The organism is Nocardia sp. NPDC050412, from assembly GCF_044458825.1.
In the GTDB taxonomy this organism is placed as follows: domain Bacteria; phylum Actinomycetota; class Actinomycetes; order Mycobacteriales; family Mycobacteriaceae; genus Nocardia.
On sequence record NZ_JBITIJ010000024.1, the window covers coordinates 64,085 to 90,277 of the forward strand.

General features: G+C 65.0%; 21 protein-coding genes. 12 read left to right on the forward strand and 9 right to left on the reverse strand.

The annotated features are described in order from the left end of the window. Positions 1–6: 6 nt before the first annotated feature. Genes ACIBI6_RS38795 through ACIBI6_RS38805 form a run of 3 tightly spaced genes read left to right on the forward strand, consistent with a single transcriptional unit; the run spans position 7 to position 2,842 of the window. Positions 7–783, forward strand: a complete 777-nt coding sequence (locus tag ACIBI6_RS38795) for an ATP-binding cassette domain-containing protein (RefSeq protein WP_364352164.1) — start codon at positions 7–9, stop codon at positions 781–783. Beyond that, positions 780–1,814 carry an ABC transporter permease gene (locus ACIBI6_RS38800; protein WP_396960026.1) on the forward strand — a complete coding sequence of 345 codons (1,035 nt, stop codon included), beginning with the start codon at positions 780–782 and terminating at the stop codon, positions 1,812–1,814. The genes ACIBI6_RS38795 and ACIBI6_RS38800 overlap by 4 nt, the downstream gene beginning before the upstream one ends. Before the next feature lie 53 nt (positions 1,815–1,867). After that, positions 1,868–2,842: an ABC transporter substrate-binding protein gene (locus ACIBI6_RS38805; RefSeq protein ID WP_364352158.1), complete on the forward strand. Its 975-nt coding sequence runs from the start codon at positions 1,868–1,870 to the stop codon at positions 2,840–2,842. A gap of 37 nt (positions 2,843–2,879) precedes the next feature. Here ACIBI6_RS38805 and ilvA read toward each other — a convergent pair whose 3' ends face one another. Together ilvA and ACIBI6_RS38815 are read right to left on the reverse strand one after the other, a co-directional pair. Beyond that, on the reverse strand, positions 2,880–4,100 hold the full coding sequence (gene ilvA, locus ACIBI6_RS38810; protein WP_364352155.1) for a threonine ammonia-lyase: 1,221 nt from the start codon (positions 4,098–4,100) through the stop codon (positions 2,880–2,882). A gap of 69 nt (positions 4,101–4,169) precedes the next feature. Then, positions 4,170–5,339, reverse strand: a complete 1,170-nt coding sequence (locus ACIBI6_RS38815; protein WP_364352152.1) for a serine hydrolase domain-containing protein — start codon at positions 5,337–5,339, stop codon at positions 4,170–4,172. A 162-nt stretch (positions 5,340–5,501) separates the two neighbouring features. Here ACIBI6_RS38815 and ACIBI6_RS38820 point away from each other — a divergent pair, with 162 nt between their 5' ends. The 3 genes from ACIBI6_RS38820 (at position 5,502) to ACIBI6_RS38830 (ending at position 8,561) form a co-directional block, all read left to right on the forward strand. After that, entirely contained in the window at positions 5,502–6,224 is a 723-nt protein-coding gene (locus ACIBI6_RS38820; protein WP_364352149.1) for a GntR family transcriptional regulator, read from the forward strand. A gap of 121 nt (positions 6,225–6,345) precedes the next feature. Next, on the forward strand, positions 6,346–7,830 hold the full coding sequence (locus ACIBI6_RS38825; protein WP_364352146.1) for an NCS1 family nucleobase:cation symporter-1: 1,485 nt from the start codon (positions 6,346–6,348) through the stop codon (positions 7,828–7,830). Beyond that, entirely contained in the window at positions 7,830–8,561 is a 732-nt protein-coding gene (locus ACIBI6_RS38830; protein ID WP_364352143.1) for an aspartate/glutamate racemase family protein, read from the forward strand. The genes ACIBI6_RS38825 and ACIBI6_RS38830 overlap by 1 nt, the downstream gene beginning before the upstream one ends. Before the next feature lie 18 nt (positions 8,562–8,579). On the opposite strand, the gene ACIBI6_RS38835 is transcribed toward ACIBI6_RS38830, so the two are convergent. The 5 genes from ACIBI6_RS38835 to ACIBI6_RS38855 all read right to left on the reverse strand — a co-directional run bounded on the left by ACIBI6_RS38835 (position 8,580) and on the right by ACIBI6_RS38855 (position 13,913). Beyond that, positions 8,580–8,924, reverse strand: a complete 345-nt coding sequence (locus ACIBI6_RS38835) for a hypothetical protein (RefSeq protein WP_364352140.1) — start codon at positions 8,922–8,924, stop codon at positions 8,580–8,582. Between the two features lie 378 nt (positions 8,925–9,302). After that, a complete protein-coding gene (gene idi, locus ACIBI6_RS38840; RefSeq protein WP_364352137.1) occupies positions 9,303–9,881 on the reverse strand; it encodes an isopentenyl-diphosphate Delta-isomerase in 579 nt (192 codons plus the stop codon). 132 nt (positions 9,882–10,013) lie between these two features. Beyond that, entirely contained in the window at positions 10,014–10,886 is an 873-nt protein-coding gene (locus tag ACIBI6_RS38845; protein WP_364352134.1) for a geranyl diphosphate 2-C-methyltransferase, read from the reverse strand. A 51-nt stretch (positions 10,887–10,937) separates the two neighbouring features. Next, positions 10,938–12,491, reverse strand: coding sequence for a family 2 encapsulin nanocompartment cargo protein terpene cyclase (locus tag ACIBI6_RS38850; RefSeq protein WP_396960031.1), 1,554 nt, complete (start codon positions 12,489–12,491; stop codon positions 10,938–10,940). 15 nt (positions 12,492–12,506) lie between these two features. Further along, on the reverse strand, positions 12,507–13,913 hold the full coding sequence (locus tag ACIBI6_RS38855; protein ID WP_364352128.1) for a family 2B encapsulin nanocompartment shell protein: 1,407 nt from the start codon (positions 13,911–13,913) through the stop codon (positions 12,507–12,509). A 594-nt stretch (positions 13,914–14,507) separates the two neighbouring features. Here ACIBI6_RS38855 and ACIBI6_RS38860 point away from each other — a divergent pair. The 3 genes from ACIBI6_RS38860 (at position 14,508) to ACIBI6_RS38870 (ending at position 18,645) form a co-directional block, all read left to right on the forward strand. Continuing rightward, on the forward strand, positions 14,508–17,531 hold the full coding sequence (locus ACIBI6_RS38860; RefSeq protein WP_396960057.1) for an AMP-binding protein: 3,024 nt from the start codon (positions 14,508–14,510) through the stop codon (positions 17,529–17,531). A gap of 84 nt (positions 17,532–17,615) precedes the next feature. Next, positions 17,616–17,915: a hypothetical protein gene (locus ACIBI6_RS38865; RefSeq protein WP_396960033.1), complete on the forward strand. Its 300-nt coding sequence runs from the start codon at positions 17,616–17,618 to the stop codon at positions 17,913–17,915. 130 nt (positions 17,916–18,045) lie between these two features. After that, entirely contained in the window at positions 18,046–18,645 is a 600-nt protein-coding gene (locus ACIBI6_RS38870) for a methionine biosynthesis protein MetW (RefSeq protein WP_364352119.1), read from the forward strand. An 18-nt stretch (positions 18,646–18,663) separates the two neighbouring features. Here ACIBI6_RS38870 and rffA read toward each other — a convergent pair whose 3' ends face one another. Beyond that, positions 18,664–19,803, reverse strand: a complete 1,140-nt coding sequence (rffA, locus tag ACIBI6_RS38875; RefSeq protein WP_364352116.1) for a dTDP-4-amino-4,6-dideoxygalactose transaminase — start codon at positions 19,801–19,803, stop codon at positions 18,664–18,666. After that, positions 19,793–20,893: a glycosyltransferase family 2 protein gene (locus ACIBI6_RS38880; RefSeq protein ID WP_396960036.1), complete on the reverse strand. Its 1,101-nt coding sequence runs from the start codon at positions 20,891–20,893 to the stop codon at positions 19,793–19,795. The genes rffA and ACIBI6_RS38880 overlap by 11 nt, the downstream gene beginning before the upstream one ends. A gap of 258 nt (positions 20,894–21,151) precedes the next feature. Here ACIBI6_RS38880 and ACIBI6_RS38885 point away from each other — a divergent pair, with 258 nt between their 5' ends. The 3 genes from ACIBI6_RS38885 (at position 21,152) to ACIBI6_RS38895 (ending at position 26,178) form a co-directional block, all read left to right on the forward strand. Beyond that, positions 21,152–23,359 carry a hypothetical protein gene (locus tag ACIBI6_RS38885; protein WP_396960059.1) on the forward strand — a complete coding sequence of 736 codons (2,208 nt, stop codon included), beginning with the start codon at positions 21,152–21,154 and terminating at the stop codon, positions 23,357–23,359. 69 nt (positions 23,360–23,428) lie between these two features. Further along, positions 23,429–25,672: a hypothetical protein gene (locus tag ACIBI6_RS38890; protein ID WP_396960061.1), complete on the forward strand. Its 2,244-nt coding sequence runs from the start codon at positions 23,429–23,431 to the stop codon at positions 25,670–25,672. Beyond that, positions 25,669–26,178: a GtrA family protein gene (locus tag ACIBI6_RS38895; RefSeq protein ID WP_364352110.1), complete on the forward strand. Its 510-nt coding sequence runs from the start codon at positions 25,669–25,671 to the stop codon at positions 26,176–26,178. Before ACIBI6_RS38890 ends, ACIBI6_RS38895 begins: the two co-directional genes overlap by 4 nt. Positions 26,179–26,193: the final 15 nt, after the last annotated feature.

Here is a 26,193-nt window from a genome sequence, read left to right on the forward strand (position 1 = left end):
AAGGGTATGGCATCGGAACCGGGCGATGTAGTACTCGAGGCCCAGGCGTTGGGGAAACGCTACGGCGGTGTCGAGGCGTTGCGGGGAGCCAACTTTCAGGTCCGCGCCGGTGAGGTCGTCGCATTGATCGGCGATAACGGCGCGGGTAAATCCACACTGGTGAAATGCCTTTCCGGGGCGGAACAACCGGATTCGGGGACCATCCTGCTCGACGGTTCGGAAACGGTGCTCGGTACGCCGACCGCCGCACGCAATCTCGGCATCGAAACCGTATATCAGGACCTCGCCGTCGCACCCGATCTGGACCCGGCCGCCAACCTCTTCCTCGGCCGGGAACTGATTCGCCGCGGGTGGGCGGGCAGACTCGGCATGCTCGACAAGCGGGCGATGCGAAACCAAGCCGTCGAGCACTTCCGACGCCTCGGCGTGACACTGCAGAGCGCTGATGTGCCGATCGGCGCCCTGTCGGGCGGACAGCGCCAGAGTGTCGCTGTGGCGCGCGCGGTGCTGTGGGCGAGCAAGGTCGTCTTCATGGACGAACCGACCGCGGCCCTCGGGGTTGTGCAGCGCGAGCGGGTGCTCGAGGTGATCCGCAATGTGCGCGACCAGGGCATTGCCGTCGTTCTGATCAGCCACAATATGCCCGAGGTGCTAGCGGTGGCCGACCGGATCGAGGTGCTGCGACTCGGCAAGCGGGTGGCCCGGTTCGTCGCCGCCGATGCGACGCTGGAGCAGTTGGTCGGCGCGATGACCGGAGCGCTGTCACATGAGGACGCCGCATGAGGAAAGCAGCGCCGAATGGCGGCCCCGATCTGCCGGAACGCACTGTACTGCAACGACTTCTGGGCGCGAGTACGTTGTGGATCGGTGTGGTGCTCGTTGTACTATACGTCGTTTTCAGCGTCATCCGCCCCGACGCCTTCCCCACCCGCTTCACCCTGCAGACTCTGCTGATCGAAACGTCGGTGCTGCTGGTGCTTTCGGTGGGCATGACCTTCGTGATCATCACCGCTGGCATCGACCTGTCGGTCGGCATGGTGCTGATCTTCGCGGGCGTGCTCGGCGCGAAAACGATGGAATGGCTGAGTCCCGACGAGAACGCGACCGGCGCCGGCTGGGGAATTATCGGTGTCGGTTTCCTGATTTCCATTGCGGGCGGCGGCATCTGGGGCCTGCTCAATGGAATTCTGGTGGCAAAGGCCAAGATTCCACCGCTGATCGTCACACTCGGCTCATTCGGTGCGGCACTCGGTGCGGCACAACTCATCACCGGCGGTGTCGACACCAGAACGGTGCCCGATAAGCTGCGCAACTCGTTGGGTTTCGGGACGTCACTGGGTGGCGTACCGAATCTGGTGCTGGTCGCGGCGGTGGTAACGGTGCTCGCCGCCTTGGTGCTGCACACAACCCGATTCGGCCGCTACACCTATGCGATCGGCTCCAATGAGGAGGCCGCGCGGCGCTCGGGCATCGCGGTCACCCGCCACCTCGTGCTGGTCTATCTGATGACCGGATTACTCGCCGGGCTGGCCGGATTCATGAATCTGGCCTACTTCGGCACGACCACCATCGGCGGACACGGTACCGACAATCTGGATGCCATCGCCGGTGTAGTCATCGGCGGGACAAGCCTTTTCGGCGGGATCGGCACCATCGTCGGCACCGTCATCGGCGTCTTCATTCCGTCGGTGCTGCGCAAGGGCTTCGTCATCGCGGGTGTGCCGGTGTTCTGGCAGCCGATCGCGGTGAGCGCGGTGCTGGTCGGGGCGGTGTGGTTCGACCAACTGCGCCGCCGGGCCCGAGACCGCAAGTAGAGAGGTAAGCAGTTACAACACTGCGCGATAAGAGAATAGGCGGAGGTAGCCAAATGAGGGTGGCGAAGCGGACCGCGGTGGTGATCGGCGCGATGGCGGCGGTCGGCGCACTGGTGGTGGGCTGTGGTGGTTCGGTGAACAATTCCGGCAGCACGGATGCCAAGAAATTGGTGCTGATTCCGGGTGTCGCCGACGAACCGTTCTACATCTCCATGCAGTGCGGCGCGCAGGACGAGGCGAGCAAACTCGGCTACAAACTGCAGACGCAGGCGCCGACCAAATTCGATGCGGGCGCGCAGACTCCGGTGCTGACCGGCGTGGTGGCCAATAAGCCAGGCGGCATCCTGATCGCCCCTACCCATGCGCAGGCAATGGCGAATCCGATCAAACAGGCCAAGGATGCCGGGATCAAAATCATCGAGGTCGATACCGCACTGGACGACACCTCGATCGCGCTGTCGTCGATCGCATCCGATAACAAGAAGGGCGGCGAACTCGCGGCGCAGACGCTCGCCAAGCTCATCGGCGACAAGGGCCCCGTACTGGTGATCAACACCAAGGCCGGAACCTCCACTACCGACGCGCGTGCCCAGGGTTTCGAAGATGCGGTGAAGGCCTATTCGGGCATCACCTCGCTCGGCGTGCAGTACAACAATAATGAAGCGGCTCAGGCGGCTTCGATCGTCACCGCGACACTGGCCGCCCATCCCGACCTCGCCGGGATCTTCGCCACCAACCTGAGTTCGGCCGAAGGCGCGGCCACCGGATTGCGCAATGCCAATAAGCTCGGCCAGGTCAAATTGGTCGGCTTCGACGCGAGTCCGAAACAGGTCGAGGATCTGAAAGCCGGTACCGTGCAGGCACTTATCGCACAGGATCCGGCCGGGATCGGCGCGAAGGGCGTCGACGAGGCCGCGGCCGCGCTGGAGGGCAAGCCAGTGATCCGCAATATCCAGACCGATATGGTGGCTATTACCCAGGCCGATATGGATGCCAACTCGAAGTACTTCTACAAGCGCAAATGCTGACGGAGTCGACGTTGGGTCCGAGCACGCTCGGACCCAACTAATCCTCCACGCGCACCGCGTACCCTGAATTCTCCAGCGCGGCAAGCACATCGGCTCGGTGCGTAGGACCCCGGGTCTCCAACGTCAGCGATACCTCGACCTCGTCGACCGCGAGCCACCCACCGGTCCGCGAGTGCACCACATCCACCACGCTCGCCCCGGTCTTCCCGATCACGGCGAGCAATCCGCTCAACGCGCCGGGAAGATCCGGAATCGTCACGCGTACAGCCAGATACCGCCCGGCCGCACCCAGTCCGTGACCGATGATTCTGGTCAGCATCATCGGATCGATATTGCCACCGGACAGGATCGCGCATACCGACCCCTGCAGCCCGAGTTCGGTGGGCTCGCAACTTATCAGGGCCGCCACCGCGGCGGCACCGGCGGGCTCGACGATCAACTTCGCGCGTTCCAGACACAGCAGCAGCGCCTTGGACAGCGCATCCTCATCTACCGTCACCACTGCGGGCACATGCGCCGCGACATGCGCGAACGGCACCTCACCCGGCAGTCCGACCGCAATACCGTCGGCCATGGTCGACATCCGCGCCACCCGCATCGGCTTACCCGCCGCCAGCGAATCCGGCCATGCCGCGGCCTGGGCCGCCTGCACCCCGACCACCCGCACTCGCGGTGCGACATGATGCAGGGCAATGGCGACCCCAGCGAGGAGCCCACCACCGCCGGTCGGCACGATCACCGTTCCGACCTCGGGCATCTGCTCGATGATCTCCAGTGCCACCGTCGCCTGCCCGGCGACGATATCGGCGTGATCGAACGGATGGATCAGTGTCGCACCGGTCCGTTCGGCGAAATCCAGTGCGGCATCCAGCGAGTCGTCGATGGTCTCACCGACCTGGCGCACCTCGGCGCCATACGCCTTGGTGGCCACCAACTTCGGCAGCGAAGCACCCATCGGCATGAACACGGTCGAGCGAATCCCGAGCGAAGCCGCGGCCCATGCGACGCCCTGCGCGTGATTGCCCGCACTTGCCGCCACCACGCCGCGCGCCCGATCTTGCGCCGGTAGGTTCGCGATCCGGAAATACGCCCCGCGCGGCTTGAAGGAGCCAGTGCGCTGTAGGTTTTCGCACTTCAGCCGCACCTCGGTTCCGGCAAGCTCTGACAACACCCGTGACGCGACGACCGGCGTCCGTCGAATCACCGGCGCCAATGCCGCCGCGGCCGCCTCGATCCGCTCCAGTCCCAGCAACTCCATGCGCCCATGCTGCCAGCCCATGGCACGAATGTGCGACATGGTCAGGAATCATCCGATGATTTCCCGCGCCTATCCGGCCTTCGCGATATTGTGCGCAATGGCGCCGAGCCGCGCCAGTCGCGCATCGCCCAACGGCGTCAACCTCCCACCGAGCCGATTGGTGACGAAGGCCAGCGACATACCGGTAGCCGGATCAGCGAACGCCCCCGAACCACCGAGGCCGAAATGACCGAAGGCGGAGACGGGTTCGGCCTTCGACGGCTTCATCGGCACACCGTGGTAGCCCAGCGCCCACGGAATGCGAAACGCTAGAACGTAATCGGGAGTGAAGACCTGGCGCTGGGTGATCTGTTCGATCGTTTCCGGCCGCAACAACTGGAAGTCCCCGAGTCGCCCATCGGTCGCGAGCGCGCTGTACATCCTCGCCAGCGCACGCGCCGAGAAGACCCCGTTGACGCCCGGAATCACGCAATCATGCAGGCGCGGATCGGAAACCATATCGGCGAACCCGCGTGGTGTGGTTTCGGCGGCCGCCGCGAAACGAGTCCGGCCCATCAGCCGCGCACTGTTGTCCCAATTCATCCCCGCGACGGTGAGCCGCGGAAAGTTGGTGGCAATGCGGCCGCGCTCGGATTCCGGCACCCGGAACCAGAGCTCTTGCGCCGCAAGTGGTTCCGCGATTTCGGTGCGCAGCAGCTCGGTGAAGTCCGAACCGGAGACCCGTCGAATCAGCTCGGCGACCAAATGTCCGAAGGAGATTCCGTGATAGCCGCTGGTCACCGTGTGGCGCGGATCGGGGGCGCAGGCCGCGAGTGCGGCGGTGACCTCGGCATCGTCGAAGAAACGCGCCACCGGCCCTGGCAGCAGATCACGCAACCGATGCAGACCCGCCCGATGCGTGAGCATTTCCCGCACCGTAATGCGGTCCTTACCCGCCGCCCCGAATTCGGGCCAGTAGGTGGCGACCGGCTCGTCGTAGTCGAACAGACCGCGCTCGGCCAGTCGGTGCGCCAGCGTCGAGACCACACCCTTGCCGGTGGAATAGGCCATTGCCACGGTATCGGCGGCCCACGGCACGCCCGGATGCGCGAATCCGGCCCACACGTCCACCACCGGTTCGCCATGCTGATAGACCACGAGCGACCCGCCGCCGTCGCTCGGCCGCCGAAACAGTCTGTCGAACTCGGCGACCAGGCGCACATAGCGACGATCCACCGACTGCGTTGCCGTAAGTGTCATCGGATTACCTCTGTCGTTAGGCCGACCAACAGCATCGCACGACGGCCATGCGGCCCATCGTGCTGCCGAAATTCCAACCGTGAGACCAGTCGGTTCGGTGAACTTTTCCTGACTGTCACATCCGCGACCGAGATCGCAATACGGCTCGCATAGCGTGCCAGCATGCCCCCGAGACGACGATCGGCGCTACTGGCCAGGTTGGTTGTCGACGAACCAGGCCGACCGCAAGTGATCCTCGGCGAACTGCGCCGGGTGATTCTGGATGGCGCCGTGCCGCCGTGCACCGTGATCCCGCTGCGCGAGGTCGCCGAATTATTCGGCGTCAGCCATATCCCAGTGCGCGAGGCGCTCAAGACATTGATCGGGGAGGGACTGGTCACCCATCGGCCGCACGGTGGGTACGCGGTGGCCCAGCTGACCTCCAACGAGCTGCGCGAAATGTATATCGCGCGGGAGACGCTGGAAACCGCCTCACTGGCGGCCGCGGCCCGCAATGCCACCGACGCCGACCGCGCCCGCCTGCTCGAGGTGAATTCGCTACTGGAACAGGCGATTCGAGATGACGACCCGGTCTCGTACCATCGCCAGTCTCGCCATTTCCACGTGGCGCTGACCAAGCCGTCGCGGATGTTCCGGCTGCTGCACATGCTCGAATCCGCGTGGAATGTCACCGAGCCCGTGCAGTCCATGGTGCATATCGGCCCCGGCGATCGGGTGCGCCTGCATACCGATCACGCGCTGATGCTCGATGCATTCATGGCCCGGGACGTGGATCGCCTTCTGCTGGTGGCCGAACGGCATCACCGCAGGTTGGAAACGGTAATCGCGACATTGCCGACCGATACCGGACTGCTCGCGCCGGAAGATATATCGATCGCGCAATAGCCGGGCAATAACTGCGCAATGGCGGGGCAATGCATGGTTCTTACCGTCGTTTCGATCACACCGCCAGCGACTGCTTGCAGGTCGGTCGAAATAGCACAGCCACCCTCGGATGGGAAACACCATGACCGAAACGCTTACCACCGCGGCGCCGCCTGTTCCCGCGTCGCCCGCCTACGACCCACGGCTGACGAATGCGGATCTGGCCCCGCTGCGCGAGCAGACCTGGGGTACCTACAACATCTTCGCGTTCTGGATGTCGGACGTGCACAGTGTCGGCGGCTATGTCACCGCGGGCAGTCTGTTCGCACTCGGACTAGCCAGCTGGCAGGTACTCGTGGCGCTGCTGATCGGCATCACCATCGTCTATTTCTTCTGCAATCTGGTCGCGAAGCCGAGTCAGGTGACCGGGGTGCCCTATCCGGTCATGTGCCGCAGCGCATTCGGGGTGCTCGGCGCGAATATTCCGGCGATCATCCGTGGCCTGATCGCCGTCGCCTGGTACGGCATCCAGACCTTCCTCGCCTCGGCGGCGCTGGATGTCGTACTGGTGAAACTGTTTCCGAGCCTGGCCCGGTATGCGGTCGTCGACGACTATGGGTTCCTCGGTCTCTCGGTGCTCGGATGGGGCAGTTATCTATTGCTATGGGTGGTGCAGGCCTGCGTGTTCTGGCGCGGCATGGAATCGATTCGCAAGTTCATCGACTTCTGCGGTCCCGCTGTATATGTCGTGATGTTCCTGCTCTGCGGTTACCTGATCGCCAAGGCCGGTTGGAGCGCCATCGACCTGAAGCTCGGTGAGGTGAAGTACACCGGCTGGGCCTCGGTCCCCGTCATGCTCGGCGCGATCGCGCTGGTGGTCTCCTATTTCTCCGGTCCGATGCTGAACTTCGGCGACTTCTCCCGCTACGGAAAGAGTTTCGCGGCGGTGCGGCGCGGCAATCTGCTCGGGCTGCCGGTCAACTTCCTGCTGTTCTCGCTGCTGGTGGTGATAACCGCATCGCTGACGGTCCCGGTCTACGGTCAGCTGATCACCGATCCCGTTGCGACGGTGGCCCGTATCGACAGCACCTTCGCGATCGTCCTGGGCGCGTTGACCTTCACCATCGCCACCATCGGCATCAATATCGTCGCCAACTTCATCTCACCGGCCTTCGACTTCTCGCACGTCAGCCCGCAGCGAATCAGCTGGCGCGCGGGCGGCATGATCGCCGCGGTCGGCTCGATCCTGATCACGCCGTGGAACCTGTACAACAATCCGGAGGTCATCCACTACACCCTGGAAGTGCTGGGCGCATTCATCGGCCCGCTGTTCGGTGTCCTCATCGCCGACTACTACCTGGTGCGCAAACAGCAGGTCGTCGTCGACGACTTGTTCACCTTGTCGCGGACCGGAACCTACTGGTACAGCAGGGGTTACAACCCGGCAGCGATCATCGCCACCGCCGTCGGCGCGATCGTCGCGGTGATCCCGGTGCTCGCCAAGGATGTCACCGGCATGTACACCGCCGCGCAGTACAGCTGGTTCATCGGCTGCGGCCTCGGCTTTCTCGTCTACTACCTGCTGGCCACCCGAACCCGGTTGGCAGTGAAGGGAGTCAGTGCCTGATGCGCATCCGGGTCGTCAACCCGAATACCACCAGGGCGATGACCGACACGATCGAGCAGTGTGCCAAGGCCGTAACGGGCCGGGGCACGCTGCTCGATGCGGTAACCGCCGACATGGGGCCCGCCTCGATCGAGAGTCATTATGACGAAGCCCTCAGCGTCCCAGGCATTCTCGACGCCATCCGGCGCGGCGAACACGAAAGTATCGACGGCTATGTGATCGCGTGCTTCGGCGATCCCGGCTTGGATGCGGCCCGAGAACTGGCACGCGGCCCGGTAATCGGCATCGCGGAGGCAGCCATGTACACCGCAAGTCACCTCGGTGGCGGCTTCAGCATCGTCACGACGCTGAGCCGCACCATCGGCCGCGCGGATGAACTGGTGTATCGCTATGGCATGCGGCGCTTTTGCCGCGGGATCCGCGCCTGCGAGATCCCGGTGCTCGCCCTGGACGATCCGGATGCGCGCAAAATCATCACGCAGGCCTGCAGCGATGCGGTCGACGCCGATGGCTCTGATGCGATCGTGCTCGGTTGCGCGGGCATGGCCGACCTCTGTAACCACATTCGCGACGAGATCGGCGTACCGGTGATCGACGGCGTTGCCGCGGCCACCCTCACCGTGCAGTCGCTGATCACCCTCGGCCTGCGCAAATCGGGTAGGGGAGAGTTCGCCACGCCACAACCGAAGCCGTACAGCGGTCTGCTGCGTTCCTTCGGCTCGAAACTCTGAGCCGTCAGGCGGCGGCGGTCAGGCGGCGGCGGTCAGGGTTTCCATAGCCGCATCGGGATCGTCGACATCGACTACGAGACGGGTGAACCCCGGACCGGCGAGGTCGATGAGAATGGCTTGGCCGTCGAACCTGGTGTCCCAGAACTCTTTTCGCCCTCTGCCGCGATAGGTCCCCGCAGCGATCACACCGGGAAAGAAGGTGCCGGGTGCGCGGACCCACGGCGGGCGCAGATCGACCGGGGCGGGGGTCACCCCTTTGATATCGGCTAGATCGAAGGTCACGTGCTCGCGCAGCGCCAGTAGTCGGTGCCCGCCGAGCACATGAACCGTCACCTTATCGTCTGTGACTTCGACTTCGACCATCGTGCACCTCGCTGAATTCAAGACCTCGTATGTGATCCAGGATCCGAGTCGCTCCTGTTCGCACCCTGTGTCGTTCCTGTGATTTCTCGAAGGCTTTGTTCGGTGTTACAAGTGCCGTGTATCCGCAGAAATACTTGCTGAAACGTAGATATGCGCATCAGAACATGTCAGGTGACACTCGAAAGTCAGCCAAGACATATGTCTCACCAAAAACCAGCAAGGAGAGGGACGCGCTCGCGCCGACTTGCCGGCCCACTCCAGGCCACCCGCGGACTCGGCCGAGGCAGCTACGCGCGGATCACCACCGACTAAGAAATGACGCCGGAGATGATCGGTGACTGCCTCGGCCTCGGCCTACGTACCGGCATCGGCTGACCTTCAGATGACCCGAAAAGCTTCTTCCGCGATATCGAGCACACCGAGCAACCACGGGGTGTAGCTCCCCGGATCGTCGGCGATCGCATCCCGCAGCGCCTCCGGCTGGATCCACGCATAGTCGGCGACCTCCGCCGGATCCGGCCGTGGCGCCGCGGACCGTAGGAACTCGGCATTCAGCCGTCCGATGAGCACATGATCCCATTCGTGCTCCACTCGACCGGTCGCGGAATCCTGCGCGTGATACCGGAAGATGCCGACCTCTGTCAGCGCGGTGGCCAACCCCAACTCCTCGGCCAACCGGACCGCCGCGGCCGCCGCTACCGGCTCGCCCGGCGCGGGATGACCGCAGGCGGTGTTCGCCCACAGCAGCGGGAACCGAGTCTTGACCGCAGCGCGCTGCTGCAACAGCACCCGACCTGCATCGTCGTACAGCAGCACCGAGAACGCGCGGTGCAGCAGCCCAGGCGCGGTATGCGCCTGCGCCACCGGGCACGCACCGACCGCGCGCCCGGCCTTGTCCACGAGCTCGACGGGCAGGGCCTCACGGTCGGTGATCGGTTTGGCCAGCGTTTCGGTCACAGCTCCACCTCGCTAGCGCTCGCCTCCGCTGTGACCGATGGTGTTGCGCCCATGATTCGCTGGCTCATGCCTCCACCTCGCTGGCGTTCGCCTCCGCTGTGACCGATGGTGCTGCGCCCATGATCCGCTCGCTCATCGCCCCACCTTATCGGCGGCAATCAGCAGGTATTGGAAGCTGCCCTCCTTGTAGGCGGTCAGGAACGGCTTCTCCACCCCGGTCGCCAGCTCGGATTCGGTGCGCAGCTCCCAGTAGGGAATCGTGGCGGCGGTCAGATCGATCACATTGACCGGCACCAGATTGTTGTCGGCCAAAGCCCGGAAATACTCGCTGCGCGGATGAATCATGCAGCCGTAATGGGCGTCGATCCAGCTGACCGAGGCCGAGCGTCCGCCGTTGACATCATTGGAGCAGCCGGTGATGCAGACGTAGCGACCGCCGGGTTCGAGCAGCCTGGAGAACTCCTCGAACAGCTCGCCGAGCGCGACATACATGGTGGTCTCGTTGGTCCAGATGCCGCGCATGGCTCCGGTGTCGAAACCGGTATCGAGCATATTCCGGAAATGGAAGCGCACCTTGTCCGCGACACCGCGATGGGCGGCCTGATCATTGGCGAAGCCGACCTGATATTCGGAAATGGTGACGCCGTCGACCTGACAACCGAAGCGCTGATTGGCCATAAAACTCGTACCACCGCGGCCTGATCCGCCGTCCATCAACCGATCGCCGGGCCGGATATCACCGAGGTGGTCCAGCAGCAGCGAGGCCTGTGCGGTCTCGAGGCGGTGTAATTCCTTGACGAGCCGTTCTTCGCGAGAATCCGCCGGCCCGGCCAACGCCGCCTGATCGGGTTCGCCGATACCGTAGTGGTGGTGGAACAGCCCGTCGACCTCACCGAGTCTGGTATTGACCCGGTCGTCATTCGGGTTGTTGTTCCAGTACTCGGCAACGGCCTTCTGGTAGCTGGTGCGCAGGACGGACCCCGTGTCGGGATTGAGCATGGTCATGCCTGATCCTCCTCTCGTGTTGCGGTACTACTGATTTCGTTGCGGTACTGGCTAATTCGACTCGTTGTAGCGCTTGCTCGCGGCATGCCAGGCGCGGTTGCCGCCCATCCATGCCCAGAGCCCGCCGAGGAATCGGCGCAATTCGGCCGATCCGGCCGCGGCCAGTGGACCGGCCTCCTGTTCGAATCGGTGCACCAGTTCGTCGTGCACGATGGCGGTGCGCAGCACCGCCTCGCGCCGGGAGCAGCGCTCCTCGGCGGCCAAGACCGTCGGCAGGTTGAATTCCCGACCGTCGGAACGGTCTTCGCGCGCCATCGAATACAGATCGTTCACCATCTGACTGGCGAGTGCGGCAGTGGTGACGACCCGGCGCACCCGCGGATCGGTGTACTCGGCGGCTTGGAGTTCATAGCCGCCGACCACATCGATCGGCGCCATACACGGCAGAAAACTGTGCGGCCGCCGATTGGTGAGGTACTCCCACACCGGTGGCATCCGGTGTGCGGCCCGCCAGCCCGCCTCCGCGCCGAGCGCGATGAACCATCCGGCGATCTCGGTACGCAATCGAGCAAGCTGTGCCGGGGTCGCATACCGGGACAGATGCTCGAAGGACGTACGAAACGCGCGCAGGATCGGATCGGCCTGCGACGCTCGTTCCAACTGTTGCTGGTAGCGCGCCGGAAGATGGACGGGATCCATTGCGGCGGCGGCCAATTCGAGGCGGGGGCCGAGTTCGGCCTCGGCGCTGGACGGCGTGCCGTCGGGTGCGGTCTCATCGGCTCCTTCCTCGCGGTAGTAATCGTCGACCGACCATTCGGAGACCGCGCATTTCGCGGCCGCGAGCAGCCGGTTGGGATCGTTGCTATCCGGATGGGCGAGCATGATCAATCGGCCGAAGTCGGCATCGCGCAGTTCGTCCAGGCGCCCTGCGTAAAGGCCGATATCGCGCGCCCAGTCGATGAGCCCGTCGTTGACCAGTTCGGCCAACGCCGGATCATCGCGCAACGGCGGTGGACAGTACAGGGGTGGAATCGGTGCCGCGGTGCCGTGCAGGTAGGCCGATGCGGTACCTAATCCGGTGGGGCCGAATGGAATTCGTCTCCGAGGAGGTTCCGATTCGATTGCTGCCGGCGCAGCCCCCTGCGCCACGCCGACAGCGATCGATGTGGCGTTGAACGCCACCGGTGGCGGCTGGAGACCAGCCGCCCGGATAGTAGGTGTGCGTGCGGGGTCGGGTACCTCAGTAGTAGGTAGTCCCGCTTGGGTGGTGGTGGACGTCGGAAGTAGGACTGCAGCCGCGCCCAGGCCGCTGGGTCCGCGCAGGCTCCGCGGAACAACCGTCTCAGGTTGGGTAGGTAGGTCCAGTTCTGGCGAATCAGTCTCCACCACCTGGGTTTCGGATGATTCGGGTATTGCTGTGCATTCGGGTAATTCCGTACTTTCCGGTATCTCGGCGTTTTCAGGTGGAGTCGTGGTTTCCGGTTCCGAAACCTCCAGCGGGAGTATCGGGGGAGTAGGGGTATCGAGGTTGGACAGCAGTGCCGCGACAGCGGCGGCCACCTCGTGGGTGGCGGGTGGTGCCGAGGCGCGCGAGAGCACCGACATCGGTCATCACCCCGGTCAGTCCGCCTGCCGGGCGACCAGGACGTTGTCGAGCACGCCCAGCGCGTCCGGCACCAGCACGGCCGCCGAGTAGTAGCAGCTGACCAGGTAGGAGATGATCGACTGGTCGTCGATGCCCTTGAAGCGGACGTTCAGGCTCGGCTCGTATTCGTCCGGAATTCCGGTCTGGTGCAGGCCGATGACGCCCTGATCCTTCTCGCCGGTGCGCATGGCAAGAATCGAGGTGGTTTGGGTATCGCTGACCGGGATCTTGCTGCACGGGTAGATCGGGACGCCACGCCAGGCGAACACGCGGTGCCCGTCCACCTCGACCGGATCCGGATACAAACCGCGCTTACTACATTCACGACCGAAGGCGGCGATCGCCTTCGGATGTGCCAGAAACAGTTTCGTACTGCGCCGCATACTCAACAGCTCATCCATATCGTCCGGCGTCGGTGCGCCGGACTCGCTGTAGATGCGCTGTTTCAGGTCGCAATTGTGCAGCAACCCGAAATCGGGATTGTTGACCAGGTCGCTCTCGCGTCGCTCGTAGAGCGCCTCGATGGTCAGCCGCAGCTGCTGTTCGACCTGGTTCATCGGATCGTTGAACAGGTCGGCGACGCGCGTGTGCACCCGCAGCACGCTCTGGGCCAGGCTGAGCTCGTATTCGCGCGGGGCGGCGTCGAGGTCGACGAAGGTGCCTGTCAGCAACGGCTCACCGAAGTGGCCCGAGGAGATCTCGATATTCGCCTCGCCCTTGGTATTTTGCGGGCGCGCCGGTGCGTCGGCGATACGGGACAATTGCTCGCGCAGCGCCGGGGTGTTCTCGAGCATTTCCTCGAGCCTTTGCCGGGGCAGCACCAGCATTGTGGTCTGAGTGATGGTTTTGACGGTCACCGGCCAAATTCCGGACCCGTCGATGAGGGTTTCATCGCCGAAGAAATCGCCGCCGCCCAGCATGCCGAGCTTGGTTTGCTCGCCGAATTCACCGGTGCCGATCTTGCTGAGCTTGCCGTGCACGATCAGCATGACCTGATTCATCGGATTGCCGAATTCGGCGACCACCGTACCGGGTTCGAGGTCACGCTGCTCGAAACGCTGGGCCAGTGCCCGCAGCGCGTCTTCGTCGTCGAAGTCTCGCAATTGCGGAAGTTCGGTGAGTTCCATCGGGATCACTCTGGCTTGCGAGCCGTCGATGACGAACTCGACCTCACCGTTGCCCACGGTGTGGGTCAACCGTCGGTTCACACGATAAATACCACCGTTGACCTGCGTCCACGGCAACGCACGGGTGAGCCAGCGCGAGGTGATGCCCTGCATCTGCGGCTCGGATTTTGTGGTGTGCGCGAGCTGGTGGGCGGCACCGGTGCTGAGGCTCTTGTGCCCGTTGGTTTCTGTTTGGACTGGCATTTCGATGGTCATGCGTTGTCCTCACCTGAGATGGTCACCGAGACGGTCGATTGTGCTGTATTTGTTGTCGATCGCATTTCGAAATCGGCGGTGGTGCACAACAATTCGACAGGCGGCAGGCCTGCTGGGTATGGCGGCATGGTTGCCGAGAGAAGTGGCGGGACCGAGGCATGCAGACGGTAACCGACTCTCCCGTGCGAATTGGCTTACGCGACATTGCGTTCCGAACGGCTTCGATCCTAAACCGCGAAAGATGCTGTGCGCACGCGAATCTCGAAGAAGAAGCCACGAGAATGCTGGTCTGTTTTTCGGATGGTTACGACATGACCTCGATACGGATAACTGCCGATAACGACCCTGGATGGATCGGCGCGGACCGAGCAAGCTGCGCGGTCGGTATCTTTTGCGCACCGCCGCCGCGAACATCCCGCATCATCGGCCCAGACCTGGCATGGAACCTGTCACAGCCGCCCCATAATGGATACACGGTGTGGGAAGCTCGTCTGAGCACATCGGGGTGTGTGATGCGGGTCACTTTGCAGGGTAGGGCCAGGAGCGATCGTGAAGTTGAATGTGGAAAGTGTGGTCGGGTCGGTGCAGCGGTTGATGGCAACGGCCCAGAACGGCCTCGAGGTCATCCGCTTCGGCGGGTTGAGCACCGATGTCGAGTCGTCGCCGTTCGAGATCGTCGAACGGCGCAGAATGTATCGACTGCGCCATTACTTCCCCGACGATCCGACGCCGAGCCGCGGCCTGAGCGACGGACCCGCAGGCGACAGCGTGCGTAACCACGGAGGGCCCCGGGACGGCCGCCATGGACACCGCCCGGTCGCGGTCCTGGTGCCGCCGCTGATGGTCAATGCCGATATCTGGGATGTCAACGCCGAGGACGGCGCGGTCGGCATTCTGCATCGCGGCGGAATCGACTGCTGGGTGATCGATTTCGGTTCGCCCGCAAGTGAGGAGGGCGGCTGGGAACGGGATCTGGCCGATCACGTCCTCGCGGTCAACAGCGCCATCGATACAGTCTGCGAAGCGACCGGCGCCGATGTGCACCTGATGGGGTACTCGCAGGGCGGCATGTTCGCCTATCAGGCCACCGCCTACCGGTCCGGTAAGGGTGTGGAGAGCATCGTGACCTTCGGCAGCCCCGTGGATGTGGTCGCGGGTATGCCGTTCGGACTGCCGTACGGCATGGTCTCCGATGTCGCGGAGTTCCTGGCCGACCATGTGGTGACCCGGCTGCCGATCACCGATTCGATGGTCCGGCTCGGCTTCCAGATGCTCGATCCGGTGAAGACCGCCAAATCGCGCATCGACTTCCTGCGCCAGCTGCACGACCGGGAGGCGTTACTGCCCAAGGAACGTCAGCGTCGGTTCCTCAATAATGACGGTTGGGTCGGCTACGCCGGTCCGGCGGCGGCGGATCTGCTCAAGCAGTTCGTCGCGCACAACCGAATGATGCTCGGCGGCTTCGTGATCCGGGGCCACCCGATTTCACTGGCCGAACTGAAGTGCCCGATCCTGGCGTTCGTCGGCGAGGTCGACGATATCGGCCAACCCGCCGCGGTGCGCGGTATTGTCCGGGCCGCGCCCAACGCGGAGGTATACGAAGCCAGTTTGGTGGCAGGACATTTCGGCCTCGTCGCGGGCAGCATGGCGACCAGGCACACCTGGCCGCTCGTGCGTCAGTGGATCGATTGGATGGACGGCGATCAGCCGCTGCCGCCGGAGATCGCGCCGATGACCGAACATGTGGCGACCAACCGACCGAATTCGGCGGCCACACGAGTCGTGCACACCGCGGCCACCCTGGCCGAGGCGGGCGCGGGCGTCGGCAAGGTGCTGGAGGGCTTGGCCAGCAATACCGTGCGCGGGTCGATCGAACTCGCCGGTGAAGCCGCACGCGCACTGCCGCGACTGACCCGGCTCGGCATGATCCAGCCGCATACCCGCATCTCGTTGGGGCGACTGGTCGCCGAGCAGGCGCGGCGGGCGCCGCTGCGCGATCTGTTCCTCTTCGACGATCGCGTGCACACCAACGCCGCAGTGAACGTGCGCATCGATAATGTCGTGCGCGGGCTCATCTCCGTCGGCATCCGCCCGGCCATGCGCGTCGGTGTGGTGATGGAGACCAGGCCGAGCGCGCTGGCCACCGTCGCCGCGCTGTCCCGTATCGGTGCGGTGTCCGTATTACTCGCCCCCGGTAGCGAGTTGGAGCGGGCCATCGAACTCACCGGCATCAAAGCCCTGGTCTCGGATCCGGAGAATCTGCGAGCGGCGGCGGCTACCGGTACGCGGGTCCTGGTGCTCGGCGGCGGCGCCGCGCGCGCTCTCGATATTCCGTTGAGCGAAGACGTGATCGACCTGGAACAGATCGATCCGACGCAGGTGGAGCTGCCGGCCTGGTATCGCCCGGATCCGGGTCTGGCGCGGGAATTGGCGTTCGTGCTCGTCACCGGCACCGGTGACCGGCTGGAGACCAAATACATCACCAACCACCGTTGGGCGCTGTCGGCCTTCGGCACCGCGACCTCGGCCGATCTGGATCGCAAGGACACCGTCTACTGCCTTGCGCCGCTGCATCATTCGTCCGGTCTGCTGGTGAGCCTCGGCGGCGCGATCGCGGGCGGCAGCCGGATCGCGTTGGCCAGGTCGCTGGATCCGACCAGTTTCGGCGAGGAGGTGCATCGCTACGGCGTCACGGTGGTCACCTACACCTGGACCATGCTGCGCGACATTCTCGACGCCGAAGTCTTCTCGTCCGGACTGCGTTCACCCACCGCGTCGGCTCCGCCGACTGCCACCCCAGCTTGGCACCCTATCCGCCTGTTCATCGGCTCGGGCATGCCCGCGGGCTTGTGGCGACGCACGACCGAGCAGTTCGCGCCTGCTCGGGTGCTCGAGTTCTACGCCTCCATCGAGGGCGACGTGGTGCTGGCCAATGTGGCCGGTGTGAAGGCGGGCTGCAAGGGCCGTCCCGTGCCCGGCACCGCCAAGGTGGAGTTGGTCGCCTACGACCCGGTCACCGAACAGATTCAGACCGACGGGTCGGGCTTCGCGCGTCGGTGCGCGGATAACGAGGTCGGTCTGCTGATCGGCAAGGCGACCGATGGCGTAGACCTCTCCGACGGCGGGTTCCGCGGGGTATTCACCGCGGGCGATGCGTGGATGCCGACGGAAAACCTCTTCCGCCGCGACAGCGACGGCGACTACTGGCTGGTCGATCGCACGGACACGGTGATTCACACCGAACGCGGTCCGGTCTTCACCCAGCCCATCGTCGACGTGCTCAACGACATCACCGCGGTCGATATGGAGGTCGCGTACGAACTGCCCGCCGGCGAGCATGCGGTGGCGGCGGCGGCGGTCAGCGTCCGCAACGGTTTCCGGCTGGAACCCAAGGACGTGACCGAGGCGGTGCGCGCACTCGATCCGGACCAGCGGCCCGACATCGTGTACGTCGTCGACGAGATCCCGCGCAGTTCCTCCTACCGCCCGTCGACGCGGGCCGTGCAGGCGGCGGGCCGCCCGCGGCCGGGACCTGATACCTGGTGGTACAACCGGGAATCCGACGCGTACGAAATCCTCACTGAGGACGAGGCCGCAAACATCTTCGGCACCGAGTGAGCCCGTCCCCCGTCGTTCCGGCTTTCGGCCGGAACGGCGGGGTAGCGTGGACGCCAGGTCCGCGGCGACAACGGAGGTTTCGAGATGTCGTGGAAGGTCAAGCTGGGCGTCGGCATATTGGCACTGCTGGGTGCGCTGATGGTGATCGGGTTCGTGAAGAGTCTGGTGCTGTCCCTGGTGCCACTGGCGATCCTGCTGTTAGCCGGTTACGGCGTGTTCCGGCTCTACGTCGGCAGTCGCGGCAAAGCCAAAGCCACCGGGACCGAAGCGCCACAGCTGCCGGCCACCCCGCCACCCGCGCTCCCGCCCCGTCCCACGAAGGATGCGGCGACCAGACTGCGCGAAATCCGCGAGGAAGCGGCCCCTCAGCAGCGGCAGCCGTAGGCTTGTACGCTTGACGCGCCGGATCGTGTTGGCGAGTCGGTTGATTCATTACCAAGAGGGCGGTTCCTCGCGGGCTGCCCGGCGCATCCGGGTGGCGTAGTTGCCACGTCGACAACTGTTCAGGGGTGCAGTGAGACCGAGCCTTATCTACCGCAGCGGAACCATCTACGAGCTGTTGATGCGGGGGCTGTATGGGCGGCACTACCCCGCTCGGTATCGCGCGATAGCCGAACTCGTGCCCGATGGCGCCAGCGTGGTCGACCTGTGCTGTGGGCCCGCGACGCTGTACACCCGCTACCTGCGCGACCGGTCCATCGAATACGCCGGACTCGACCTCAACGGCCGATTCATCGCCAGGCTGGCCCGGGCGGGTGGACGCGGCGTGGTGTGGAACTTGCGTTCCGATACCCCACTGCCCGAGGCCGATTACGTCATCATGCAGTCGAGCCTGTATCACTTTCTGCCCGAACCTGCTCCGGTCATCGATCGGATGCTGGCGGCGGCGGGAAAGCAGGTGATCATCGCGGAGCCGATTCGCAACTTGGCCACAAGCGACAATCGGGTGCTCGCCGCGATCGGCCAGCGGTTCACCGATGCGGGCGACGGCGCACAGGCGCGCCGGTTCAGCGAGGCGACTCTGGACGCGTTCTTCCGCGGTTACGAGGCGCGCGTGGTACAGCGGTCGCTGATCGCCGGTGGCAGGGAGAAGCTGTTCGTGCTCACCGCGTGAGGCGGGCCCGGCGCTCGCCTAAACGGTGTATGCGGTGACGGCGTCGATGACCCTGGCGATCTGATCGTCGGTGAGGTCGGGCCAAAGTGGCAGGCGAACAACGGTTCCCGAGAATTCGGCGCTGCGCAGACAGGGCTTCGGGGTGCGGCCCAGTTTGAGTCCGGCCGGGCTGGAATCCAGCGGAACATAGTGGAACGGCGCCGAAATACCGCGTGCGGCCAGATGTGCGATCAGATCGTCGCGCTGCCGCTCGGTAGGTGTGCGCAGGTAGTACAGATGCGCGGTATGTGTTCGGTCCTCGGGCACCGCCATGAGCCGGACATCGTTGCGGCGGGCCCAGTCCGGCAGTGCGGCGGCGTACGCGTCCCAAACCCGGTGCCGTCCGGTCTGGATCGTCTCGAATTCGTCCAGCTGCGCGTCCAGCACCGCCGCGTTGAGCTCGCTGGGCAGATAGCTGGAGCCGATATCCTGCCAGGAGTACTTGTCCACCGCGCCGCGCAGGAAACGAGCGCGGTCGGTGCCCTTCTCGCGGATGATCTCGGCGCGCGACATGAGGATCTCGTCGGTGAGCAGTAGTGCACCGCCCTCGCCGCAGTGCACGTTCTTGGTGTCGTGGAAGCTGAGCGTACCGAGGGTGCCGAGGGTGCCCAGTGGGCGATCGCGCCACCGGCCGCCGAGGCCGTGCGCATTGTCCTCCACAATGGCGATGCCGTGCGCGTCGGCGAGTGCGAGCAGCCCGGCCATATCGGCGGCCACCCCGCCGTAGTGGATGACCACAACGGCCTTGGTTCGCTCGGTGATCACCGCGGCGACCGACTCGGGATCCAAATTGCCTGTTTCCGGGTCGATATCGGCGAAGACACAGGTGGCGCCGCGCAGTGCCATGGCCGTCGCGGTCGACGTGAACGCGAAACTCGGCACGATCACCTCGTCGTCGGGGCCGAGCTCGAGCAGCAGACCCGCCATCTCCAGTGCGGAGGTGCACGAGGTGGTCAGCAGCGCATGCGGCGCCTCGGTGATGGTCTTCAGCTTCGCGGTGGCCGAGGCGGTGAACCGCCCGTCGCCGTGACTGTGGTCGGAGGCGAGAACGGCCTCCAGATTGGCCAGTTCGCGGCGGGCCCGGAACGGGCGGCTGAAGATGACTCGGTCAGTGCTCAACCTGGTCGTTCTCCCTGCTGGCGGCGGTTGTGGTCATTTCTCGGTTATCCGCCGGGCGCGGCGTCGGCGAACCGACGGTCAGGTACAACGGCTTGCCGACGAGGATATGCAAAGCCACACCGAGGTATTCGGCGATGAGTCCCAGCGAGAACAAGATCGTTCCCGAACATAGCAGCAGCACGACGATCATCGAGGCCCAGCCCTCGGGCGCCCAATTATCGGCGGTGAGCGCCTCGTATACGACGAAGGCGGCCATCACGCCACCGGCCAGCGCGAGGGTTACCCCGAGCAGGCTGACCAGCCGCAGGCCCCGGGTTCCGCTGCACAGAACCATTTTCCAGAACAGCGAGAACAGACGGCGATAGTTGTAGCCGGAGTCCTCACGGCCCTCGGCGCGCAAGGTCACCGGCACCTGGGCGACGGTGCCGACCACCCAGGTCAGCGCGACGTCGAGGTAGGCGCCGTTGGAGGCGACCTCGGCGAGTTGGCGGCCGATATCGCCGCGGATCAGCCGGTAGCTTTCGAATCGGGTGGAGTCCGGGAAGGCGAAGATCGTCGCGAGCACCACCTTCGCGCCGCGCGAGGTGATATTGCGCAGGAATCCGTGCGGGCGGGTGTTGGTCGGCTTCGAATAGACCAGATCGGCGCGCTCGGTCAGGGCCGCGTCCAGGAATCCGCCGATGAAGGCGGGATCGTGCTGGCCGTCCTCGTCCATGGTGACGATCCAGTCGCCCCGGGCGGCCGACATTCCGGCGATGGTTGCGGCGTCCTGCCCGAAGTTGCGGCTGAGCCAGACGACGCGGACCTCCGGATACGTCTGCTCGAGTTCCTGCAGCACCACATCGGAGCGGTCGGGACCGTGGTCGTGTACCAGGATGATCTCGCCGACCGTGAAGGCGACGCCGCCGGGAGTGTCGGTGGGATCGGTCAGCCGGTGCAGTTCTTCGACAAGTCCACCGATGGTTTCTTCGCCCCGATAGATCGGCACCACGACCGATACCGCGTGCGGCTGGTCGGCGCCCGGCCGAGCGGGGCGTCCGTTGGTCGCACCCGCGGGCGAGCCGTTGGGGTGGGCGGTGGGAATCGGCATCAGCTGGATCGACTTTCGATGACGGTGCGTGCCGGTAATCTCCGCTGGACAGCAGAGCCCGAGCCGCCGTGAACTTTAACACGGTACGCATACGGCATTCCGGAGCAGCTCATCGCACCATCATGGTGGTGTCGGCGGTTCGATGCCAAGCTCGACTGTGCGCTGTAGGGTTTGGAACTCGTGACGGTTGGTGCAGTGACGGAGGCGAAAAACGCAGGACCCGACGCCCGCGACAGGGAGCCCGATTCACGTCGGGAGGTGTACCGATGGGGTGCCGTCTGCACACTCGGTGTCATCGCTGGATACCTGGCGGTACTGCTGGCCAACGCACGGCACTTCTACACCGACGACACCGAATCCCAGTACACCGGACTCTGGGTGGGATTGGGACGCGCGCTGCGTGACGGCACCTTCCCGGTGCTGGTGCCCGAGCGCTGGATGTCGGGCAACAACACGATGGATGATGCCGGCCTGTTCAACCCGCCGCAGCTGCTGATCGATCTGATCGCGCCGTCGGTCGACAACATGGCGGTGTACGCGACCGTCGTCAAACTGATCTTCGCGATCATCGCTGCGCTCGGTGTCTACCGGATCTGCCTGGTATACGGTGCGCGGCCGGTGTGGTCCGCGGTCGCGGGTGTCGCGTTCCCGCTGTCGGGTTTCTTCCTGTTCTTCGACGAGGCCAGTTGGATGACTGCGCTCACCGGCACCGCATGGCTGGTCCATGCCTGGGCGTCGTCGGTGCGCTACACCCGCGGTCTCGGCGGGCCGATTCCGGTCTTCATCTACCTCTACCTGGCCATCTCCACGCAGTACATCTTCCCGGCCGTCGAGGCGGCGCTGATGCTGCTCGCCGTCGCGGTGGGCGAGCTCGTCTACCAACGCAAATGGCAGCCGGTGGCGCGGTTGACCGTCGCCGCGACGGGTGCCGGTCTGGCCGGATTGCTGACCTTTCTGCCGAGCATGCTCTCGGCGAAGGTGACCTGGCGCGGCACCATGGAGATCAACAACGACCAGTTCTTGACGGTGCCGTGGTCGGAATCGCTGAATGCCAGTCTGCCGAGCACATTGCCCGCGTTCACCTCCTGGTGGGGCTATATCCAGCCGATGCCGGTCACCTATATCGCCTGGTTCCTGATTCCAGCGTTGGCCTTCATCGACTGGCGGCGCGCCCGCGAATCCTGGCGCGAGCTCAGCGGGGTCGCACTGTTCGCGATCATCATGCTGATGTGGAGTGCCGGACCGGGTTCGATCGGTCCGCTGCGCTGGCCGGTGCGGGTGCTGCCGATGCTCGCGCTCGGCCTGCTCGTGGTGGTCTGTGTGTTACTCGGGCGCTACGCCACCGTCCGTGATCTGAAGAGTCGCGGCGTCGCTGCCGCTCTGCTGATCGGTCTGCTGTGGGTGCGGTCCTTTTCTGCGGATCCACACAATGTGGTCCGGCACGTACTGGCGGCCGCCGCGATCGGCGCGCTCGCCGCCGGAGCGGTATGGCTGGGGCGTAACCGGAGTCTGGCCACCGCGGGTGTGCTGATCATCGTCGCGATGTTCCCGATCGCGTTCTATCAGGTCAATGCCGCTCAGCCGACACCGATGACATGGCATCTGCCGACCAACAGGTCCGAGGCGCAGGCCGCGTTCCCGGACTTTCCCGGTACCACGATCCAACTCGGCGAGCGCGGGTTACTGCAGCGCGACGATATGAGCCTCGACGGCGCCTACGGATCTCTGGTCTTCGGCAACTACGCCAAATCGCTCGAGCTGACCTATGTCAATGGGTACACCCCGACCGGTCACTTCTATTTCGGCGAACTGCTGTGCATGCGGTGGGACAGCAGCGTCTGCCCGGACGCCTATCGGCGGATGTTCGCCCCGGAGCCGACCACCGGCCGTCCCCTTGTCGATCTGATGAAGCTGGACCGGGTGGTGTTGCAGCGCGCCCTGTTCCCCGATGCGCGCAATCAGCCGGCACCGGAGGGCTGGAAGTGGGTCGACTATCCCGGCCACGAGCGCTACATCTCGGTGCTGGAACGCGTGGACGGTCTGATCTCGACGGTGAACGGTCGCGTCGCGGATGCGAAAAATGTGACAGCGACATCGATTTCGGAGACCGATACCACCAGCCGGGTACGGGTGTCCTCGGCCAGCGGCGGCAAGGTGGTATTCGCGCGCCTCGGCTGGCCGGGTTACCGGGTGACCCTGGACGGTAAGCAGATCCCGATCACCACCGTGGCGAAGTCCTTTGTCGCCGTCGACATACCCGCCGGCACGCAGAACGCCGAACTGGTGCTGACCTGGCGGCCGCCGGGCTGGAAGATCGGAATCGGCACCACAGCGCTCGGCATCGCCGCCATCGGGGTGCTGCAGTGGCTGTGGGTGCGATCGCGGCGTCGGGCCCCGGAGCCGCCGGCGGCGGATCATCCGAGCCCCGGCGAGCCGGATCGTGAATTGGCGGACGTGGTCTCGTAGCGGTCGATCCGTGCATCCCGATCGGAGGTGTCCCTCGACGAGTGCGCCCTGTAGGGTCTGGAACTCGTGGTGGAAAGCAGCGCCCCCGCCCGGCGGGACGTGTACAAGTGGGGATTCATAACCGCGCTCGGTGTGATCGCCGGATATGTTGCCGTCCTGCTGGCCAATGCCAGGCATTTCTACACGGATGACAGTGAGTCGCAGTACGGCCCGCTGTGGGTGATGCTCGGCCGGTCCCTGCGCGACGGACAGTTCCCGGTGCTGGTCCCCGAGCACTGGATGGCAGGCAACTACGCCATTGAGGAGGCGGGCCTGCTGAATCCGCCGCAACTGCTGATCGATCTGATCGCGCCCTCGGTCGACAATATCGCGCTCTACACCACCGTGATCAAGCTGATCTTCGCGGTCGTCCTGGGAACCGGTGTGTACCGCATCTGCCTGGAGTACGGGGCGCGGCTGCCGTGGGCCGCCGTCGCGGGTGTGTCGATTCCGTTCACCGGTTGGCTGCTGTTCTTCGACGAGGCCAGTTGGTACACCGCCTTCACCGGTACCGCGTGGCTGGTTAATGCATGGGCATCCAGCGTGCGCTACGCACGGGGACGTGGCGGGCCGATCCCGACCTTCGTTTTCCTGTATCTGGCCATCTCGGTGCAATACATTTTCCCCGCGGTCGAGGCCGGGCTGATGATCGGCGCGGTGGCCGTGGGGGAGGTTGTTTACCAACGCAAATGGCAGCCGTCGCTGCGACTGCTCGCGGTCGCGGGCTGTGCTGCGGTGGCAGGGCTGGCCACCTATCTGCCGAGCATGCTGTCGGCGAAGGTGACGTGGCGCGGCACGGCTCAGATCAATAACGACCAGTTCCTGACCGTGCCATGGTCGGAATCGCTCAATGCCAGCCTGCCCAGCTCGTTGCCCGCGTACAACTCCTGGTGGGGTTATGTGCAGCCGATGCCGGTGGTCTATATCGCCTGGTTCCTGATTCCGGCGCTGGCCTTCGTCGACTGGCGCAAGGCGCGCGCTTCGTGGCGGGAGTTCAGCGCGATCGCGCTCGTCGCGTTGATGGCGCTGATGTGGACGGCGGGGCCGGGCACCATCGGCCCGCTGCGCTGGCCCGCGCGAGTGTTGCCGATGCTGGCCCTCGGACTGTTGGTGCTGGTGTGCGTGCTGCTCGGCCGCTTCGCCACCTTCGAGAATTGGCGTGGCCGCGGTATCGCAGCGGGCGTGCTGATCGGGCTGCTGTGGGTGCGGTCGTTCTCGGCGGCGCCGCGCGAGGTCATCTGGCATGTGGTGGCGGCGGTCGGAATCGCCGTGCTCGGCGCGGCCGTCGTGTGGCTCGGGATGAAGAAGAGCATGGCGGCGGCCTGCGCGTTGACCATCGTTTCGGTGTTCCCGATCGCGTTCCTGCAGGTGCGTGCGGCACAGCCGACGCCGATGAGCTGGAATCTGCCCGAGCAGCGGTCGCAGATGAAGGCCGCGTTTCCCGAATTTCGGGGCACCACCTTGCAATTGGCCGATCGCGGGCTGATCCGGCCGGAGGATCGTTCGCTGCGGGGCGCGTACGGATCGCTGGTCTTCGGTAACTACGCCAAGGATCTGGAGAAGACCTACGTCAGCGGTTATACGCCCAACGGGCACTTCTGGTTCGGTGAAATGCTGTGCATGCGCTGGGACACCAGCGTCTGCCCCGATGCCTTCCGGCGGGCCTTCGCGACGGAGCCCACTACCGGTATGACGATCGTCGACCTGATGAAGGTGGATCGGGTAGTGCTGCAGAAGGCGCTGTACCCGGACGCGCGCAATCAACCCGCACCATCTGGCTGGCATTGGGTCGACTACCCGGACCATGAGCAGTACATCGCGGTGCTCGAGCGAGTGGGTGGGCTGCTGTCCACGCAGAACGGCCGGGTGTCGACGGTCTCGGGCGGCACCGCGACGTCGGTGTCGGAATCGGAGCTGACCAGCCGGGTTCGCGTGAGTTCGGATACTGGTGGTCGCGTGGTCTTCGCCCGGCTGGGCTGGCCGGGCTATCAGGTGAAGCTGAACGGCCGGGCGATCCCCTTTGACGTGGTCGCGAAAACCTTCGTCGCCGTGGATATTCCGGCCGGTACCAAGAACGGCGACCTGGAGCTGACCTGGCGGCCGCCGGGGTGGAAGATCGGCGGGGTCGCGATACTGCTCGGGCTGTTCGGAATCGGCGCATTGCAGTGGATGTTCGTGCGCGGTCGCGAGCGCGACGAGGACGACGCGCAGCGGACCGAACCGCCGGTGACCGCGTCTGTTTCGGAACCCGATCTGGCGGGAGTATCTCGTTGACAGCTGACCAGCAGGCCGAATTCACGGCGGATCATGCGGGCGCGACCGGTGCCGAGGATCCGGGTCTGCTGCTGCGGCTGGTGCGTCGGCAGGAGATCGCCTTCGCGATGGTCGGTGCGTTCAATACCGCGCTGGGGATGGTGCTGACGCTGCTGTGGCTGTCGGTGCTCGGCGAGCGGGTGCCGCCCGCGGTCGCGGTCGTCGCCGCCTATGCCGTCAGCATCGTTATCGCGTTCGTACTGCATCGCACGTTGGTCTTCCGGGTGCGCGGACATATGCTGCGCGATTTCGTTCGCTTCGTGGCGGTCAATTCCGGTGGGCTGCTGATGAATATCGCACTGCTGTCGCTGGCCGTTTCGGTGCTGCATCTGCCGAGTAGGCCGGCCGCGGTGGTGGTGATGGGTCTGGTCGCCATCGCGAGCTTCTTCGGGCATCGCTACATCTCGTTCCGCCGGGCGCCCATGCCCGAGCCGCCGTCGGGCGGTTCGGGTGCGGAACGGTTCTAGGCGCCGGGTAAGTTA

Bases quoted from the DNA above. Each gene is read 5' to 3' on its own strand.
- ACIBI6_RS38800 (WP_396960026.1), top strand. From the start codon at position 780: ATGAGGAAAGCAGCGCCGAATGGCGGCCCCGATCTGCCGGAACGCACT.
- ilvA (WP_364352155.1), bottom strand. From the start codon at position 4,100: ATGGAGTTGCTGGGACTGGAGCGGATCGAGGCGGCCGCGGCGGCATTG.
- ACIBI6_RS38880 (WP_396960036.1), bottom strand. From the start codon at position 20,893: ATGCCGATTCCCACCGCCCACCCCAACGGCTCGCCCGCGGGTGCGACC.
- ACIBI6_RS38835 (WP_364352140.1), bottom strand. From the start codon at position 8,924: ATGGTCGAAGTCGAAGTCACAGACGATAAGGTGACGGTTCATGTGCTC.
- ACIBI6_RS38825 (WP_364352146.1), top strand. From the start codon at position 6,346: ATGACCGAAACGCTTACCACCGCGGCGCCGCCTGTTCCCGCGTCGCCC.
- ACIBI6_RS38830 (WP_364352143.1), top strand. From the start codon at position 7,830: ATGCGCATCCGGGTCGTCAACCCGAATACCACCAGGGCGATGACCGAC.
- ACIBI6_RS38850 (WP_396960031.1), bottom strand. From the start codon at position 12,491: ATGTCGGTGCTCTCGCGCGCCTCGGCACCACCCGCCACCCACGAGGTG.
- ACIBI6_RS38815 (WP_364352152.1), bottom strand. From the start codon at position 5,339: ATGACACTTACGGCAACGCAGTCGGTGGATCGTCGCTATGTGCGCCTG.
- ACIBI6_RS38845 (WP_364352134.1), bottom strand. From the start codon at position 10,886: ATGACCATGCTCAATCCCGACACGGGGTCCGTCCTGCGCACCAGCTAC.
- ACIBI6_RS38865 (WP_396960033.1), top strand. From the start codon at position 17,616: ATGTCGTGGAAGGTCAAGCTGGGCGTCGGCATATTGGCACTGCTGGGT.
- ACIBI6_RS38855 (WP_364352128.1), bottom strand. From the start codon at position 13,913: ATGACCATCGAAATGCCAGTCCAAACAGAAACCAACGGGCACAAGAGC.
- ACIBI6_RS38820 (WP_364352149.1), top strand. From the start codon at position 5,502: ATGCCCCCGAGACGACGATCGGCGCTACTGGCCAGGTTGGTTGTCGAC.
- ACIBI6_RS38805 (WP_364352158.1), top strand. From the start codon at position 1,868: ATGAGGGTGGCGAAGCGGACCGCGGTGGTGATCGGCGCGATGGCGGCG.
- ACIBI6_RS38860 (WP_396960057.1), top strand. From the start codon at position 14,508: ATGGCAACGGCCCAGAACGGCCTCGAGGTCATCCGCTTCGGCGGGTTG.
- ACIBI6_RS38795 (WP_364352164.1), top strand. From the start codon at position 7: ATGGCATCGGAACCGGGCGATGTAGTACTCGAGGCCCAGGCGTTGGGG.